We start from the raw sequence: 15,451 nt of genomic DNA, 5'->3' as shown, positions 1-15,451 counted from the left end.
GGGGGCATGACGATCGAAGGACGGATCGACCGGCGGACGCTGCTCGCCGGGATGGGCGTGGCGGCGATGGCGCCGGGCGCGGCGGCCTCTGCCGGCGTGCGGGCGCCGCTGGTGCTGGCGGCCGCCAGCCTGCAGGAATCGATGACGGCGGCGGCGGATGCCTGGGCGCGCAAGGGGCGGCCCCGGCCGGTCTGCTCGTTCGCCGCTTCCTCGGCGCTGGCGCGGCAGATCGCGGCGGGCGCGGCGGCGGACCTGTTCGTCTCGGCCGACGAGCCGTGGATGGACGATATCGAGAAGCGCGGGCTGATCGTCCCGGGCACGCGCGCGGCCTTCCTGGGGAACCGGCTGGTGGTGGTGCGGCCCAGGCGCGCGCCGGGCGATGCCGGGCCGCGCGTGCCGCTGGCGCGGCTGTTGGGCAGCGGGCCGCTTGCGCTTGCCGACCCGGACGCGGTGCCCGCCGGCCGCTATGCCAGGGCGTCGCTCGAGGCGCTGGGGGCGTGGGATGCGGTGAAGGCCCGCGTGGTGCGCGGCGAGAGCGTGCGCGCGGCGCTGGCGTTCGTCGAGCGCGGGGCGGCGCCGTTCGGGATCGTCTATGCGACCGATGCGCGGGCTTCGGCGCGCGTCGAGGTGGTGCGCATGCTGCCCGACGGCAGCCATCCGCCGATCCGCTATCCGCTTGCCCGGTTGAAGGCGTCGGCCAGTCCCGATGCCGAGCCGTTCCGGCGCTTCCTGCTGGGCGGCGAGGGGCGGGCGATCTTTCGGCGCTTCGGCTTCCTGCCGCTGTGATGCCCATGTCCGCGGAATGGAACATCGTGCTGCTGTCGCTACGCGTCGGCGGGGTGGCGGTGCTGATTTCCCTGCCGGTGGCGTTCGCGCTGGCGTGGCTGCTCGCGCGTGGGCGCTTTCCGGGGAAGCTGCTGCTCGACGGCCTGGTGCACCTGCCGCTGGTGGTGCCGCCGGTGGTGACCGGCTGGCTGCTGCTGCTCGCCTTCGCGCCGGGAGGGCCGATCGGCGGCTGGCTGGAGAGCTGGTTCGGCGTCTCGGTGCTGTTTCGCTGGACCGGGGCGGCGATCGCCTCGGCGGTGATGGCATTGCCGCTGATGGTGCGCGCGATGCGGCTGTCGATCGAAGCGGTCGACCGGCGGCTCGAGCAGGCGGCGGCGACGCTCGGCGCTGGGCGCTGGCGGGTGTTCACGAGCGTGACGTTGCCGCTCAGCCTGCCTGGCGTGCTCGCCGGCGCGGTGCTCGGCTTCGCGCGGGCGCTGGGCGAGTTCGGCGCGACGATCACCTTCGTCTCCAGCGTGCCGGGCGAGACGCAGACCCTGCCGCTCGCCATCTATGCCGCGCTGCAGCTGCCGGGCGGCGAGAGCCAGGTGCTGCGCCTCGCCGCCATCTCGGTGCTGCTCTCGCTGGGGGCGCTGCTCGCCTCCGAGATCGTCGCGCGGCGCGCGGGCAGGGGGCTGCATGTCCTTTGACCTCGACCTGACCAGGCGCCTGGGCGACGCCGTGATCGCCTGCCGGATCGTGGCGGACGCAGGGCTCACCGTGCTGTTCGGCCCCTCGGGCGCGGGCAAGACGAGCGTGCTGAACATGGTCGCCGGGCTGATCGCGCCCGATGCGGGCCATGTGCGCGTGGGCGGTGAGACGCTGTTCGATGCCGTAGCCGGGATCGACGTGCCGGTGGCCGAGCGGCGCGCGGGCTATGTGTTCCAGGAACCACGGCTGTTCCCGCATCTGCGCGTGCGCGCCAACCTGCTCTATGGGTGCCGCGGCGATGATGGCGGGCTGGACGTGGACGACACGATCGCGCTGCTCGGTATCGCGCACCTGCTCGATCGCTGGCCGCGCACGCTTTCGGGTGGCGAGGCGCGGCGGGTGGCGATCGGGCGGGCGCTGCTGTCCGATCCGCGCTTCCTGCTGCTCGACGAGCCGCTGTCCTCGCTCGACCGGGCGCGGCGCGAGGAGATCATGGCCCTGATCGAGCGGCTGCGCGACGCGGTGCGAATGCCGATCCTGATGGTGACTCATGACCGCGACGAAGCGGCGCGGCTGGGCACAAGGGTGGTCGAGATCTAGGCTTCCAGCTCGGGCGCGTAGAGGCGCCAGGGATCGCCATTGCCGCGCTTCGCCGCATAGAGCGCGATATCGGCGCGGCGGACCAACTCGGCGGAATGGAGCTCGCCGTTGCGGACCAGGGCGATGCCGATGCCGGTGCCCACCTGGTGGGTGCGCCCGTCGAGCACGATCGGGCGGGTGATGCTGGCGGCGAGCCGGCCGGCGATCGAGAGCGCCACTTCCGCGCTGACGACCGCGGGCGCGATCACCGCGAATTCGTCCCCGCCCAGTCGCGCCGCGCAATCGCCGTCGCGCACGGCATCGGCGATGCGGCCCGCCGCCGCGCGCAGGATCGCGTCGCCGGCGGCGTGGCCGTGCGTGTCGTTGATTGCCTTGAAGCCGTTGAGATCCAGCATGAACACCGCGGTGAGCCGCTCCGGCGCCGCTCCGTCGACCAGCCGTGCCAGCGCCTCGTCAAAGGCGCGGCGATTGGGCATGCCGGTGAGCGCGTCGTGATAGCCAAGATCGCGCACGCTGTGCTCGGCCTGGATCCGCCGCACGCGCTCGCGTTCGCGCGCGCGATGCTGGTTCAGCCCGAAGCCGAACAGCAGGAGGATCAGGGCCGAGGTGAAGAGCAGGAACTCGTCCACTTCGATCCGGAACTTGCGATCCGCGACATTGGCGCCTTCGTCGCGGAAGATGTCGAACGCGAATATGCCGTAGAGCCCGGCCATGGCCAGGAGAATGACGAACCAGGTGCCGCGACTGAGCAGCAACGCACGAATACCAGCTTCCATGGCCGGGATTCCTGCACCGTAACGGTTAATTCCGAGTGGATGCCGCCATTAGGAGAGATGCGAGCGCAAGGTTCATCGGCGCACCGATGCCGTGCCGCGCGCCCAGGCGGACGATCACCATGTTGCGCGCATCGACTTCGGTCTGGCGGCCCGCCTCGAAATCGGCCTGGAGCGAGTTGACCGATTGCGGATGCGCGAGCGTCGTCCATCTGACGACCTGGTCGGCGAGCTTGTCGGGCAGGTCGGCGCCCTCTGCCCGGCCCACTGCGACGCATTCGCGCACAAGGACGCGCATCACCTCCGCGACGCCCTGGTCGTTCGCCACCTCGGCGGCGCGGTGGGTGAGCGCGCTGACGATCCCCGAGCAGTTGATCGCGAGCTTGCGCCAGGCCGCCGTGACGAAATCGGGCGTGGTCCGCGCGTCGATGGGGGTGTCGGCGAACAGCGCGACCAGGGCCTCGCCGGCCTCGCCCTCGGGCACGTGGATCGTGCCGTTGCGGCGCTGGACGATGCGGCCGGGAGCGTGCCGCTCGGCCGGCAGGTCGATGATCACCGGCACGGTGCGCTGGGCCGGCACCTGGGGAAAGCGATCGCGCTGCTCGACGCCGTTCTGGATCACCGCGAGCCGGGTGGCCGGGCCCATCAGGCCGGGCAGCCAGGCTGCCGCCGCGGTGCAGTCATAGGTCTTGGTGGTGCACAGGATCCAGTCCACGGCATCCGCGCGGGCCGGATCGGTGAGGATGCGGGGCGTGGCGCGGATCGGGCCCTCGGGCGTCTCCACCTCGAGATCGGCGAGCGGGGAACGCGCGCAGATCGTGACGTCGTGGTTCTGGGCCAGCCAGGCGGCAAGGGTACCGCCGATGGCACCCGCGCCGATCACCGCGATGCGGACCATCAGATGCCGCCCAGATAATCCATCTTGCCCACCGGCGCACCCTTGTGGCGCAGGATCGCGTAGGCGGTGGTCATGTGGAAATAGAAATTGGGAAGCACGAAGCCGGTCACATAAGGCAGCCCCTTGAAGTGGAAGCTGCGGCTGGGCGTCTTCACTTCCACATCGGCGTCCTCGCGCCCGTCGATCGCGTCGCGCGGGATGGCCTTGAGGAACGCCACGGTGGCGGCGATGCGGGCCTGAAGCTCGTCGAAGCTCGTCTCGGTATCGGGCATCGCCGGTGCATCGATCCCGCCGATCCGCGCCACGGCGAGCTTCGCCGAATCGCTGACACGCTGGATCTGCGCGGTGAGCGGCGCCATGTCCTCGGCCAGCCGCGCGGCGAGCAATTCCTCGTGGGGGATGCCCCGCTCATCGGCCCATGCGCGCGCCTTTTCGAGAAAGGCGGCCATTGCCTTGAAGCCGCGCAGGAAGACCGGGACGGTCAGGTCGTAGAGTTCGGTTGCCATGGCCGCGCAGATACGCCCCCGCGAAACGCGGCGCAACGGGCGTGGACGGGGGCGAAATGTTTCCGGCGACGCTCGATTTCGGGCCGCAACGAAATGCGCGATGACGGCTCGCGACAAAGATTTCTGCCAGGACAATGGCTTAGGGTGGTGTCACTGAACTGTCGCCAATAAGAAATGTACCATTCATGATCTGGCGCAACCGGGCCCGTGCATATCGAAGGGGGTCCGATTTCATGTTTCGTCAACCGTCTCTCCGCACGCGCCTGCTGCTCGGCGCCGTGCTCTTCGCCGCACCGGTCGCCGCGCACGCCCATGACGTGACCGGCACTGTTTCCGAGGCAAGCGGCACTCGCAACCTGCAGGGTGCGCGCGTCACCATCGTCGAGCTGCGCCGTACCACCGAAGCCGACGCTTCGGGCAGCTTCCGCTTCGGCGACGTGCCGGCCGGCACCTATACGCTGCGCGCCGAATTTGCCGGCGTGCCCGCGAGCGAGGTGAAGATCGTGGTGCCCGAGAGCGGCGTGCTCCAGCAGGACCTGGTGCTCGGCGCGGCGGGCAGCCAGATCCTGGTGGTCGGCCAGCGCGCCAACCTGCTCGGTTCGCTCTCGCGCCAGCGCGCCGCCGACGGGGTGGAGAGCGTGCTGACTCGCGACGCGGTCGGCCAGTTCCCGGACCAGAACGTGGCGGAATCGCTGCGCCGCCTGCCCGGCATCAACATCCTGAACGACCAGGGCGAGGGCCGCTTCGTCTCGGTCCGCGGCCTCGATCCTGAGCTCAACGGCACCTCGGTCAACGGCACGCGCCTGCCCGCGCCGGAATCCGACGTCCGCTCGGTCGCGCTCGACGTGATCTCGAGCGACACGATCGAATCGATCGAGGTCAAGAAATCCCTCACGCCGGACATGGACGCCGACACGATCGGCGCGTCGATCGAGATCAACACGGTGAGCGCCTTCGCCCGCAAGAAGGACCTGCTGACCGCTTCGATCGAAGGCAGCTACAATAATCTGCGCGAGACGGTGACGCCCAAGGCGAGCTTCGATTTCTCGACCCGCGTCACCGACAATTTCGGCATCGCCGGGGGTGTCTCCTATTATCAGCGCAAGTTCGCGACCAACAACGAAGAGATGGACGGCTGGGACGAGGCTGGCGGCAACGCCTATGCCGACACCGTGGAATATCGCGACTATGACGTGGAGCGTAAGCGCTTCAGCTCGTCGCTGTCGCTCGATTTCAAGCCCAGCGACACCACCACGCTCTATGCGCGCGGCCTGTATTCGCGCTTCGACGATCAGGAATATCGCCGCCGGCTGACCTTCGAGATGGACGAGTCGCCCACCCGCGGCACTGCCACCGGCGCGACCTTCGATTCGCAGGACGGCGAGATCACGGTCACGCGCGACCTCAAGGATCGCTTCGAGCGCCAGGAGATCAAGTCGGTCACGCTGGGCGGCGAGACCAAGGCCAATGGCTGGCGGCTCAACTATTCGGGCAGCTGGGCCCGGTCGAGCGAGCGCGAGAACGGTTCGATCGATCCGGCCGCGTTCGAGCGCAAGTTCGACGATGGCGACAATTTCGTGGTCGCCTTCGACTATGCCGATCCGATGAAGACCCGCTACAATATCGTGGCTGGCCAGGCGGCGTTCGCAGATCCCGCCGGCTATGCGTTCGACAAGCTGGAGCGCACGACGCTGAGCGATTCGGTCGATACCGAATGGGCGGCCAAGGCGGACCTCGCCAAGACCTTCGCGACTGGCGCGGGCGAATTCACGGTGCAGGGCGGCGCCAAGTTCCGCTGGCGCACCAAGCGCTACAACGCGAACATCGACGTCTATGAATATGACGGCCCGGGCGACCTGACCATGCGGGATCTGCTCGGCCCGCAGGACTATGACCTGGCGAACATCGAGCCGGCGCTGTCGAAGACTGCGTTCCGCAACTATTTCGACGCCAATCGCAGCCTGTTCGCGCTGGACGATGGTGACACCTTCGAAAGCTCGAACGACTCCGACTACAAGGTGAAGGAAGACGTCTCGGCCGGCTATCTGCTCGCCCGCTGGGACAGCGCCAAGGTCCGCGTGATCGGCGGCGTGCGCATGGAGCGCACCCATAACGACATCCATGGCCAGGTGCTGGACCTAGACGCCGGGACAGTGACGCCGATCCGTGTCACCCGCAGCTATACCGACTGGCTGCCCAGCCTGACCACGCGCTTCGAGCCGACCGACGGCCTGGTCCTGCGCGCGGCCGGCTATCGCAGCCTGGTGCGCCCGAAATTCTCGAAGCTGGCCCCGCGCGTGGTGATCGAGGATGATGAGGGCGAGTTCGGCAACCCGAACCTCCAGCCCTACAAGGCGTGGAACTTCGATGCCTCGGCGGAATATTATTTCGGCAAGGGCGGCGGCCTGTCGCTCGGCTATTTCCACAAGGACATCAAGAACTACATCGTCGATCGCGTATATGAGGACTATGCCTATAACGGACGCACCCTCGACCAGGCGCTGGTCCCGTACAACGGGCCGAGCGCGCGCATCAACGGCGTCGAATTCAGCTACAGCCAGGTCTACAGCTTCCTGCCGGGGGCGCTGAGCGGGCTGCTGACCCAGATCAACTATACCTTCACCGACGCCAAGGGCACGGTGCTCAAGGATGGCGACATCGGCGATCCCCGGGTGATTCCGCTGCCTTCGTCGGCGCGGAACACGTTCAACGTCGTGCTGGGCTATGAGAAGGGGCCGATCTCCTTCCGTGTCGCCGGCACCTATCGCGACAAATATCTCGACGAGCTGGGCGACGATGCGACCGAGGACCGTTATGTCACCGATCACTTCCAGCTCGATATCAGCGCGAAATACTGGATCACCAAGAACATCCAGGTCTTCGGCGACCTGATCAACCTCACCAACGAGCCCTATTACGCCTATCGCAACTTCGCGGGCCGCTCGCGGCTGCTGCAATATGAGGACTATAGCTTCACCGGCAAGTTCGGCGCGAAGGTCAGGTTCTGATCGCGTAAGCCTGAGGAACGAAGAGAGCCGGCGCGGCACGGGCCGCACCGGCTCTTTCGGCTGGGTTCACGGAATGAAAGCCTGATCTCCAGATCGCGCCGAAGGGGCCGGGAGCCCCGGAGCCCCTCAATGCCGACCGCGCCTAGTGCAGCGTGGAGCCGTTCACCGCCGGGCGCTGCCCGGCGGGGCGATGGCCTTGCGGCGCGACGATGGTGAAGCTCGCGGCGCTGTCGGCCAGCGTGTCGACTTCCCGGGTGAGGTTGCGCGCGGCGGCGGAAGTCTCCTCGACCATGGCGGCGTTCTGCTGGGTGCCCCGGTCCATGTCGCCGACCGCGTCGCTCACCTGGCTGATCGCATGCGACTGGGCGTTGTTGTCCTCGGCCATGGTGCCGATCAGGGCGTGGACCTGGCCGACATCGCCGGAGATGTCGGAAAGAGCGCCGTCGACCTTCTGCACCGCGTCCACCGCGGCGACGATGTCGGCCTGAGTGGCGGTCAGCTGGTCGCGGGCGCGGCCGGCCTCTTCCTCCGCCCGCATCGCCAGCGCGCTGACCAGATCGGCGACGACCGCGAAGCCACGTCCCGCCTCGCCGGCGCGGCCAGCCTCCACCGCCGCATTCATCGCCAGCACCCGCGTCTGGAACGCGATCTTGTCCAGCCCCTCGATCACGCCGTCGATGCCCTTGGCGCTCTCGCTCACCCGGGTCATCGCCTGCACCGCTTCGTCCGCGATCGCACGGCCGTTGCCGACGACGGCGATGGCGCCATCGGCGCGCGACAGCGTCTCGTTGGCCGAGAGCGCGATCGACTTGAGGCGGTGATCGATCGCGTGGATGGCGGCGGAAGTCTCTTCCAGGCTTGCCGCATTGCTCTCGGTACGGCGGGCAAGATCCTCCGAGGCCGAGGCGATCTCGCTCGCGCCGGTGCGGATGTTCTCGGTGCCGGTCACGACATTGCCGATCAGCGCCCGCAGGCCCTGCGCGGCATCGTTGAAGCTGCGCTTGAGCGCGGCGAAGGGCCCGGTGAGTTCGGCCTCGATCTCGACGCTGAGATCGCCGCGCGCCATCGCGTCGAGGCTGGTGCCGACGGTATCGACGATCAGGCGCGTCTGCGCCTCCTTGGCGGCCTCGGCGGCCTTGAGCTTGTCGCGGAAGGCGTCGATCGCCTGGGCCATCCCGCCCAGCTCGTCCTCGCGATCGGCATGCGGCACCCGGACCGACAGATCGCCTCCGTCCAGCGCGCGCATCGTGTCGGCAAGATCGAGCAGCGGGCGGACGAGCAGGCGGCGCGCGGCCTGGGCGAGCAGGAACGCGGTGCCCATGCCGGCGAGCAGGGTGATGGACAGGATGATCATCGCCACGGTGCCGAGCGTGGCCGAGCTGGCCGCGACCTGGTGCGCATGGCTGTCGATCGCGTCCGAAGCGGCTCTCATCGATTTCTCGAGCGCGCGGAACTGTTCCATGAACGCTGGCATCTGTGCGCGAGCCGTGACCGGATCGGTGCCGGCGGCCTCGACGATCTTCTGCGCGGCGGCGGCATAGGCGTCCATCGGCGCCTTGAGCTTGCTGGTCGCGGCGACGATGCTCTCGACGCCCGTGAAGGCGGCATCCTTGTCGATCGCCCGGGACAGGGTGTCGAGATGCTCCTTGAGGTCGCTCAGCGTCTGCTGGCGCGCCGCGTCGCCGCCGCCCAGCAGCGCGCCGAGCACATCCGCGCGCACCGCGTCGTGCATCATGTCGGCTTCCATATGGTTCTGGAGGAGGCTGGCGGCGGCGGCCTGTTCGGCGATGGCGCCATTCTCCTTGGCCACGATGAAGAGGCCGGTCCCTCCGGAAAGGGCGGTGATTCCGATCAGGACGGCGGCGGCCTGCGTCGTGGCTTTGTTCAGCGACGTGATCTTCACGAGAAATCTCCCGTGCGGAAGCCTCCGCGGCGTCCGCCTTCGAGCCAATTATAGGGAGAACGGCCCGCGGTCCGGTGGGAGCCCTCTATTATTGTGTCCGGGGGGTTTCACAGAGCGGGGCTGGAACATGGGTAGGACGACGCTTGGCGGGGGCTCGACTGCGCTCGCATTGCTTTTCTCGACATCGGCGCTGGCACAGGAGACCGGCGATCCTGCCCTGGATGTCGGCGCGACCTATCGCGTCGACCTGTCCGGTGTGGCCGCAGATGGCCGCCGGATGCGCAGCTTCGGGCTCGACGACCTGAACATCGAGGCGGATGGGGATCTGGCGCGGCTGATCGGCTGGAAGGGCGCGCGCTTCCATATCGGCCTGCTCAACAATTTCGGCGGCCGGCCCAACGATGTGGCGGGCACGCTGCAGGGCGTCGACAATATCGAAGTCGCCGCGCCCAAGCTGCGCCTGTTCGAGATCTGGGTGGAGCAGAAGCTGGGCGCCACGACCACGGTGCGGGCCGGCCTCTATGACCTCAACAGCGAATTCTATGCCAGCGAGGCGTCGGGCCTGTTGCTCGCACCGGCCTTCGGCGTCGGCTCGGAGATCGCGGCGACTGGCCCCAACGGCCCCTCGATCTTTCCGACCACGGCATTGGCGATCCGCGTCGAGCAGCGTTTCGGCGGCGCGGGCTTCGCGCGCGTCGCGGTGCTGAACGCCACCGCGGGCGCGCTGGGCGACGATCGCGGATCGGCGCTCGATTTCCATCACGGCGCGCTGCTGATCGGTGAAGCGGGGCTGGAGAAGGACGGCGACAAGCTGGCGCTCGGCGCCTGGGGCTATACCCGGCGGCAGGACGACATCGCCGATACCGACGATGCTGGCAATCCGGTGCGCCGCAAGGCGCGGGGCGCCTATGTGATCGCCGAGAAGGCGCTGGGCGGCCGGGACGCGCCTTTCGCCGCCAGCCTGTTCGCCCGGGCCGGGATATCGGACGGCAGGACCACGCCCTACAAGGGCGGCTGGCAGGCGGGCCTGCGCGTGGCCCATGTCGTGCCCGGCCGCGACGACAGCCAGTTCTCGATCGGCATGAACCAGGCCTATCTCGCGGACCGCTATCGCGACCTGCTGCGCGCCGGCGGCGTCCGCACCGCGGCGGCGGAGAATGCGATCGAGCTGACCTATTCGGACCAGCTCACCAGTTTCCTGACGCTGCAGCCGGACCTGCAGTTCATCTGGAACCGGGGCGGCGACGAGGATGCGCCGCGCGTCACGGTGATCACCTTGCGCACGACGCTGGAGTTCTGAGGGTCGCAATCCGCCGCGGGTGAAAGAATTGTAATCTATAGATCAGGTTTAGTTGAGATGGGATCGCATAACACTTGGCTATGACTCGCGTTGTTCTTGGTAAGGCATGGCGCGATTTGCTGATTGACCGTGGTGTGTTGCATTCATAGTCCACCCTGCAACTCTAGTAGGACAAGCGAAATGCCCGTGACCTTCGCGCCGGAGGCCGTTCCGGCGAGGTTCCCGCGCAAGTTGCGCGAACTGCACAATCATCATTTCGACTCGACCATCTGGAACGACCTGCAGTTCCGTGGCGACGATGTGGTGGTCGCCGGCTATGCCAGGTCGGGCACCACCTGGATGCAGCAGATCGTCGCGCAGCTGGTGTTCAACGGGGATCCCGAGGTTTCGATCGCGGATATCTCGCCCTGGGTCGATCTGCGGGTGGGGCCGGTGCTGGCAAGGCTTGCCATGCTGGAGGCGCAGGCGCATCGCCGCATCCTCAAGACGCATCTGCCGATCGATGCGCTGCGGTTCAGCCCCGGCGCCAAGTACATCCATGTCGCGCGCGACGGGCGCGATGTGGCATGGAGCCTGCATCGCCATCATCTGCATGCGACCGACGCCTGGCATGCGATGCTCAACGACACGCCCGGCCGGGTCGGCCCCCCGGTGCCGCGCGCCAATCCCGATGCCGCCGCGTATTTCCGCGAATGGCTCGACGGCGACGGCGCGCCCTTCTGGCCCTTCTGGGAGAATGTGCGGAGCTGGTGGGCGGTCCGCGACCTGCCCAATGTCCACCTCGTCCATTTCGAGGCGTTGCGGCGCGACCTGGCGGGCGAGATCCACCGAATCGCCGATTTCCTCGAGATCGAAGTCGCCCCCGCGAGCTGGCCGCGCATCCTGCGCCATTGCAGCTTCGACTGGATGAAGGCCAACGCCCCCCAGCTCGCGCCGCTGGGTGGCGCGCTATGGGACGGGGGCGCCGAGACCTTCATCGACAAGGGCATCGATGGCCGGTCGCGCGGAGCGCTGACGGCCGAGGACATGGCCGGGTACGAGGCGATGGCGCAGGCCGAGCTCGGCGCCGAATGCGCCACATGGCTTGCAGGCGGCGCGGCGGCGTAACGGCCGGCCGCTTGCAGATCGGGGTCCATGCGCCGAAGTAGGGCGCATGGACCTCGACGCATTGCTCACCCATTATTTCGGCACCGACGAACCCGAGGCGCTGGACGATGCCGTCCGCGCGCGCGGAGAGGAGCGGCTGCGCATCGATTTCGGCGTGGAGCAGGAGCCTTCGCGCAAGTTCGCGCTCTGGGTGGTGATGGAGGGGCTCGGCATCGCGCCCCTGCCGGCCCAGGCCTTTGAGAAGGAGCCCGCGCTCAAGGCGGCGGCGGAGCGATATCTCGACGCGGCGTGGCGGCTGGAACGGGAATAGCCCCGCTGCCGTCAAGCGGTATCGGCCGGCATGCAGGCCGCCGCCCGCCCGAGCAGGAAACGCCGCTCGCCTTCGTTGCGCGTGAGCGATGCCGCCCGGACGAACTCGGCCTTCGCTTCGGCCAGCCGGCCCGCGCGGAACAGGAAGTCGCCGCGCGCGGCGGGGAGCGGGGCGTAGTTGCGCAGCATCGCCGCGTCGGCGAGCCGGTCGGCAATGGCGAGGCCCGCTTCCGGCCCGAAGGCCATGGAATGGGCGACCGCGCGATTGAGATCGACGACGGGGGAGGGGAGGCGCAGGCGCAACCGGTCGTAGAGGCCGGCGATACGCGGCCAGTCGGTCGCCTCGGGGGTGAGCGCCCGGGCATGGCAGGCGGCCAGCGCGGCCTGCAGCGCATAGGGACCATCGGCACCGCCCAGCGCCTCGGCACGGTCGAGCGCGGCGAGCCCGCGCGCGATCATGCCGCGGTCCCAGCGGGCGCGGTTCTGCTCGGGCAGCGGCACGAACGATCCGTCATGGGCGGTGCGCGCGGCGAGGCGGGAGGACTGGATCTCCATCAGCGCGAGCAGGCCGTGCACCTCGGGCTCGTCGGGCGCCAGGCCGGCAAGGATGCGCCCGAGCCGCCGCGCCTCGCCGCACAGCGCCGGCCGCACCAGGTCCTCGCCCGCGGTGGCGGCATAGCCTTCGTTGAAGATCAGGTAGATCACCTCCAGCACCGAGGCGAGGCGGCCGGCGCGCTCGCTTCCGCGCGGCACTTCGAAGGCAAGGCCGGCCTGGCCGATCGTCCTCTTCGCGCGGACGATGCGCTGGGCGATCGTCGGCTCGGACGTGAGGAAGGCGCGGGCGATCTCGTCGGTGGCGAGGCCGCCGATCAGCCGCAGCGTGAGCGCCGCGCGCGCATCGGGCGAGAGCACCGGATGGCAGGCGGTGAAGATCAGGCCGAGCAGCTCGTCGCCCACATCGTCGTCCATGGCGGCTTCCATGTCCTCGACGCTGGTGTCGCGCGCGGTCTCGAGGTCGCGGCCGATCTCCGCATGCTTGCGCGCGCGCATCTTGTCGCGGCGCAGGCCGTCGATCGCGCGGCGCTTGGCCGCCGCCATCAGCCAGGCGCCGGGATTGTCCGGAACGCCGCGCACCGGCCATTCGGCGAGCGCGATCACCAGCGCGTCCTGGGCCAGCTCCTCGGCGCGGCCCATATCGCGCAGCATCCGGGCGAGCCCGGCGATCAGCCGGGGCCGCTCGATCCGGAAGACCGTTTCGATCGTGCGCTGGATATCGGTCGCCGCCACGCCGCCTGTGTGACCTTCCCGCGCGGCGAGGGCAAGCGGCGGGCGGCGACCGGTGCGGCGTCAGCGGCTTTCGGCTCCGGCGCGCAGACGGGCTTCGCGCTCCGCGATCTCGGGCGTGACGATCTCGGCGAAATCCTCCATCTCGAAGAAGGGGCGGATTTCGATCTCGCTCGGCCCGAACATCGGATTGGGGCAGCGTTTCACCCATTCGACCGCTTCGTCCATGTCTTTGACTTCCCACAGCCAATAGCCGGCGACGAGCTCGCGGGTCTCGGCGAAGGGGCCGTCGATCACGGTGCGGCCGGGCCCGTCGAACGCCACCCGCTTGCCGGCGGAGCTGGGCTTGAGCCCGTCGCCGCCGGTCATGATGCCGGCCTTCACCAGCTCCTCATTATATTTCATCATCGCGTCGAGCAGCTCGGTGGTGGGCATCACGCCCTTTTCGCTGTCCTCGGTCGCCTTCACCAAAACCATCACACGCATCGTTCTTCTCCCAAGGGTTCGTCGAAGCACCATCGCCTCGCATCCTGACGACGATCCGGGACTCGCGGAATCGACAGGGAATGAAATTATTTTCTCGCGCGCCTCAAGCGACGCCGAGCTTGCCGCGCGTGCCTTCGCGCGGTGTCGAAAGTTCGTCCTCGGTCAGGAACTCCGCCAGGTCCGCCGCCTCGAAGAAGGGGCGGATCTCGACTTCGCTGGTGCCCGACATCGGGTTGGGACAGCGCTTGGCCCAGGCCACCGCTTCGTCCATGTCCTTGACTTCCCAGATCGAGAAGCCGGCGACCAGCTCGCGGGCTTCGGCGAACGGTCCGTCGATCACGCGGCGGTCCGCACCCTGATAGACGATGCGCTTGCCCTCGACGCTGGGCTTGAGCCCCGCGGCGGCGACGAAGACGCCGGCCTGGACCAGTTCCTCGGTGAATGCATCCATCGCCGCCCATGCCTCGGGCGTGGGGGGGACGCTGTTCTCGCTATCCTCGCTCGCTTTCACGAACACCAGCACACGCATCGTTCATCTCCTCGGATCGAAGCGCCATCGCTTCCTATCCTGACGACGAACGAAGCGCGGGGAAATCGACAGGGGAGCGAAAAAAATTCGTTCGGCCTCCGGACGCAGGGATTCAGCAGCCGTCGCGCAGCCTCACGTGCAGCGTGACCGTGCGCCGGACCGCCGATTCCAGCGGCGAGCCGCTCGGAATCTCCGCGGTGCGCCCACTGAACAATCCGCTCACGGCGACCATGCCCACCGCGGTCGCCACCGGAAGGGTGCCGTTGCGCCGCGATTGCCCGTCGAGCCGGACGATCGTCTCGCCCAGCTGCAGATAAAGGGGGCGGAGCATCAGCCGGCCCGCGGCACCGAGCCCGCCCGTGCCGCTGGCTTCGGTGATCTGCCCCACGGCGAGCGTACCTGCCGGAATCGCGACAAGACCGTCGATCTTCACATCCTCGGCCACGGCAAGCGCCACCATATCGCCGGTTGCGGCATACTTGCTCGACAGGCGCTGGCCAGTGTGCAGCATGATCGTCGTGCCTTCGGTCAGCACGAGGTCTCGTTCGCACGGGGCGAGAGGTGCTGCTCCGAGCAGCAGGAGCGCGGCGACCATCATGTGCCCGCCACCGGCGCGGGCGGCGGCGTCGCGACGGTTGCGTCCGCCGGTACGCGCCTCACGGCGGTGCCGGAGAAATCGAGGACGATATCTTCGGCAACGAAGCTGCTGACGATCTCGCCGGCCTTGATCTTGGCGTTGTTGCCGCGATGGAACAGGCCCACCAGGCCGCCGGTGAGCACCGCGCCGGCCACTGAGCCCGCGCGGCCCTTGCTGCTGATCTCGCCGTCGATCGGGATCGCCACCTCGCCGAGCTGGATATGCTTCAGCCGGGCGGTCATCTTGCCCGACTTGCCCAGGCCGCCGGCGTCGGTCGCCGTCACCACTTCGCCCCAGGCCGGCGTGCCCGCCGGGATCACGGCCCGGTCGCCGATCAGCACGGGGCGACGGACCTGGAGCTTGATCGGCGTGCCCGGCTTGGCGTCCGCCGTGCTGACTTCGCGCGTCGCGATCAGCTCGACCGGAGTGTCGCGCGGCAGCGCCACCAGCATCGGCGCGGGCGTTGCCGCGGCCACGGGCACCGGCGTGGCCGCCGCTGCCGGAACGTCCTGCACGGCGGTGCAAAGCCCGGCAAAGGCCATCAGGCTAAAGATCATGATAAGTCCCCCTCGGGAGAATATCCCTCGCGGTAAAGCATTTGGCAAGCTCTTGTCGAATGCGTGCGCTTGGGGCAG

Annotated in this window: 15 protein-coding genes and 1 pseudogene; 7 read left to right on the top strand and 9 right to left on the bottom strand. The window is 68.6% G+C overall.

All coding sequences use genetic code 11. The features are described from left to right. Nucleotides 1-6 precede the first annotated feature (6 nt). Genes modA through ACIQCS_RS12405 form a run of 3 tightly spaced genes read left to right on the top strand, consistent with a single transcriptional unit; the run spans nucleotide 7 to nucleotide 2,076 of the window. Complete coding sequence (gene modA, locus ACIQCS_RS12415) at nucleotides 7-786, top strand: molybdate ABC transporter substrate-binding protein (protein WP_345847713.1); 780 nt, start codon at nucleotides 7-9, stop codon at nucleotides 784-786. Then, on the top strand, nucleotides 786-1,475 hold the full coding sequence (gene modB, locus ACIQCS_RS12410; protein WP_345847712.1) for a molybdate ABC transporter permease subunit: 690 nt from the start codon (nucleotides 786-788) through the stop codon (nucleotides 1,473-1,475). Before modA ends, modB begins: the two co-directional genes overlap by 1 nt. Continuing rightward, nucleotides 1,465-2,076 carry an ATP-binding cassette domain-containing protein gene (locus ACIQCS_RS12405; RefSeq protein WP_345847711.1) on the top strand — a complete coding sequence of 204 codons (612 nt, stop codon included), beginning with the start codon at nucleotides 1,465-1,467 and terminating at the stop codon, nucleotides 2,074-2,076. Before modB ends, ACIQCS_RS12405 begins: the two co-directional genes overlap by 11 nt. Here ACIQCS_RS12405 and ACIQCS_RS12400 read toward each other — a convergent pair. The 3 genes from ACIQCS_RS12400 to ACIQCS_RS12390 are packed head-to-tail and all read right to left on the bottom strand — an operon-like array spanning nucleotide 2,073 to nucleotide 4,253. After that, on the bottom strand, nucleotides 2,073-2,852 hold the full coding sequence (locus tag ACIQCS_RS12400) for a GGDEF domain-containing protein (RefSeq protein WP_345847710.1): 780 nt from the start codon (nucleotides 2,850-2,852) through the stop codon (nucleotides 2,073-2,075). The genes ACIQCS_RS12405 and ACIQCS_RS12400 overlap by 4 nt on opposite strands. Before the next feature lie 25 nt (nucleotides 2,853-2,877). After that, the gene (locus ACIQCS_RS12395) at nucleotides 2,878-3,747 is read right to left on the bottom strand and encodes a 2-dehydropantoate 2-reductase (protein WP_345847709.1); all 870 of its coding nucleotides are present in this window, start codon (nucleotides 3,745-3,747) and stop codon (nucleotides 2,878-2,880) included. Further along, a complete protein-coding gene (locus ACIQCS_RS12390) occupies nucleotides 3,747-4,253 on the bottom strand; it encodes a DUF1993 domain-containing protein (protein ID WP_345847706.1) in 507 nt (168 codons plus the stop codon). Before ACIQCS_RS12390 ends, ACIQCS_RS12395 begins: the two co-directional genes overlap by 1 nt. 233 nt (nucleotides 4,254-4,486) lie before the next feature. Here ACIQCS_RS12390 and ACIQCS_RS12385 point away from each other — a divergent pair, with 233 nt between their 5' ends. Then, nucleotides 4,487-7,261 carry a TonB-dependent receptor gene (locus tag ACIQCS_RS12385; protein ID WP_345847705.1) on the top strand — a complete coding sequence of 925 codons (2,775 nt, stop codon included), beginning with the start codon at nucleotides 4,487-4,489 and terminating at the stop codon, nucleotides 7,259-7,261. A 142-nt stretch (nucleotides 7,262-7,403) separates the two neighbouring features. Here ACIQCS_RS12385 and ACIQCS_RS12380 read toward each other — a convergent pair whose 3' ends face one another. Further along, entirely contained in the window at nucleotides 7,404-9,164 is a 1,761-nt protein-coding gene (locus tag ACIQCS_RS12380) for a methyl-accepting chemotaxis protein (RefSeq protein ID WP_345847703.1), read from the bottom strand. Nucleotides 9,165-9,291: 127 nt separating this feature from the next. Between ACIQCS_RS12380 and ACIQCS_RS12375 the strand changes: the two genes are divergently transcribed. From ACIQCS_RS12375 to ACIQCS_RS12365, 3 genes are all read left to right on the top strand, one after another. After that, nucleotides 9,292-10,464 carry a carbohydrate porin gene (locus tag ACIQCS_RS12375; RefSeq protein WP_345847702.1) on the top strand — a complete coding sequence of 391 codons (1,173 nt, stop codon included), beginning with the start codon at nucleotides 9,292-9,294 and terminating at the stop codon, nucleotides 10,462-10,464. 180 nt (nucleotides 10,465-10,644) lie between these two features. After that, nucleotides 10,645-11,571 (top strand): sulfotransferase domain-containing protein, encoded by a 927-nt coding sequence (locus tag ACIQCS_RS12370; RefSeq protein WP_345847700.1) that lies wholly within the window; start codon nucleotides 10,645-10,647, stop codon nucleotides 11,569-11,571. 46 nt (nucleotides 11,572-11,617) lie between these two features. Next, the gene (locus tag ACIQCS_RS12365) at nucleotides 11,618-11,881 is read left to right on the top strand and encodes a hypothetical protein (RefSeq protein ID WP_345847698.1); all 264 of its coding nucleotides are present in this window, start codon (nucleotides 11,618-11,620) and stop codon (nucleotides 11,879-11,881) included. An 11-nt stretch (nucleotides 11,882-11,892) separates the two neighbouring features. Here the strand turns inward: ACIQCS_RS12365 and ACIQCS_RS12360 are convergent, their stop codons facing one another. The 5 genes and pseudogenes from ACIQCS_RS12360 to ACIQCS_RS12340 form a co-directional block, all read right to left on the bottom strand. Continuing rightward, the gene (locus tag ACIQCS_RS12360) at nucleotides 11,893-13,167 is read right to left on the bottom strand and encodes an RNA polymerase sigma factor (protein ID WP_345847696.1); all 1,275 of its coding nucleotides are present in this window, start codon (nucleotides 13,165-13,167) and stop codon (nucleotides 11,893-11,895) included. A 132-nt stretch (nucleotides 13,168-13,299) separates the two neighbouring features. After that, nucleotides 13,300-13,650: pseudogene (locus ACIQCS_RS12355) on the bottom strand (YciI family protein); the annotation flags it as partial. A gap of 103 nt (nucleotides 13,651-13,753) precedes the next feature. Then, complete coding sequence (locus ACIQCS_RS12350; RefSeq protein ID WP_345847695.1) at nucleotides 13,754-14,179, bottom strand: YciI family protein; 426 nt, start codon at nucleotides 14,177-14,179, stop codon at nucleotides 13,754-13,756. 112 nt (nucleotides 14,180-14,291) lie between these two features. Continuing rightward, complete coding sequence (locus ACIQCS_RS12345; protein ID WP_401530980.1) at nucleotides 14,292-14,777, bottom strand: hypothetical protein; 486 nt, start codon at nucleotides 14,775-14,777, stop codon at nucleotides 14,292-14,294. After that, the gene (locus ACIQCS_RS12340; RefSeq protein WP_345847693.1) at nucleotides 14,774-15,373 is read right to left on the bottom strand and encodes a hypothetical protein; all 600 of its coding nucleotides are present in this window, start codon (nucleotides 15,371-15,373) and stop codon (nucleotides 14,774-14,776) included. The genes ACIQCS_RS12345 and ACIQCS_RS12340 overlap by 4 nt, the downstream gene beginning before the upstream one ends. Nucleotides 15,374-15,451 lie beyond the last annotated feature (78 nt).

Source organism: Sphingomonas sp. NPDC092440 (assembly GCF_044754985.1).
GTDB lineage: Bacteria > Pseudomonadota > Alphaproteobacteria > Sphingomonadales > Sphingomonadaceae > Sphingomonas.
Note: the sequence above shows the minus strand (reverse complement) of the source record. Positions and strands in the feature narration are given on the sequence as shown.